This is a genomic window from Paratractidigestivibacter sp., assembly GCF_052362415.1.
Lineage (GTDB): Bacteria > Actinomycetota > Coriobacteriia > Coriobacteriales > Atopobiaceae > Paratractidigestivibacter.
On the sequence record NZ_DAWEMK010000188.1, the window covers coordinates 962 to 2,057 of the forward strand.

1 protein-coding gene and 1 pseudogene are annotated in these 1,096 nt (G+C 65.7%); one reads left to right on the top strand and one right to left on the bottom strand.

Annotation, left to right across the window (positions count from 1 at the left end; translation table 11 throughout):
* Window positions 1-290 (bottom strand): annotated as a pseudogene (locus ACT84W_RS10745) (aldose 1-epimerase family protein); the annotation flags it as partial.
* 165 nt (window positions 291-455) lie between these two features.
* Here ACT84W_RS10745 and ACT84W_RS10750 point away from each other — a divergent pair.
* Window positions 456-1,096: phosphoenolpyruvate carboxykinase (ATP) (locus tag ACT84W_RS10750; protein ID WP_444329212.1), on the top strand; the 641-nt coding region annotated here is incomplete at its 3' end.

Sequence of the window (1,096 nt, forward strand, 5' to 3'; positions counted from 1 at the left end):
CTCGAGCAGTGCTCGAAGACGACCTTGCGTCCGTCGTTCTCGACGACGCGTTGCTCATAGAGACGCGCGATGCCGTGGCGCTTGAGGCGCACGGGTCCTTGCGCGCTCATCGACTCGTCGCCGCGCAGGCAGCCCACGCACGGGAAGAGCACGGGCGCCCGTCGGGGCCAGTAGCTCGGGTCGCCCTGCCACAGGTATTCGGCGTCGCCGACCTTGAGGCTCATCAGCTGCGCGCCCATCGTGTCGACCTCGGCCGTGAGGCCGCTGTACGAGATTCTTTCCAAAGACATCGCGAATACCGCCCTTCTCGGAGTAATGCCTGCCACCCATAGAACTTTACCGTCTGGAAACCCCGAAACAGGGCAAAATGGCGACTGTGCGCGCCGGAGGGACCCCGCGGCGCCCGAACGGTCTATAAACCGGCCTAGGCTCAGGGCCGAATCAAGGAGGCTCGCATGATCATCGAGGAACTCGCCCACTACGGGATCGCCCACACCGACGACATGACGTGGATCGACTGCTCGCCCGCTGTCCTCATCGAGAAGGCCGTGGACCGCGGCGAGGGCACGCTCGGCTCCACGGGCGCCCTCTGCGTCGAGACCGGCCAGTACACGGGCCGCTCGCCCCACGACCGCTTCATCGTCGACACCCCCGACGTCCACGACAAAATCGCTTGGGGCACGACGAACGTCCCGATGTCCGAGGAGGACTACGCCCGCATCAAGGCCGAGGTCATCGCCCACTTCTCCGAGCGCCGCCTCTTCGTCGTCCACGGCATCGCCGGCGCCGACCGCCGCTACGCCCGCAAGTTCAGCGTCATCACCGAGCTCGCGAGCCAGGCGCTCTTTGCCCACCAGATGCTCATCCGCCCGACCGAGGAGGAGCTCAAGGACTACGGCCTCGCCGACTTCGTCGTTCTGGCCGCCCCGCGCCTGAAGCTCGACCCGGCCGTCCACCACACGAACTCCGAGGCCGCCGTCATCATCAATTTCGCGGACAAGACCATCCTCGTCGTCGGCACCCAGTACTCCGGCGAGATCAAGAAGGCCATCTTCTCGGCGATGAACTACCTGCTGCCCGTTGAGGACAAGGTGCT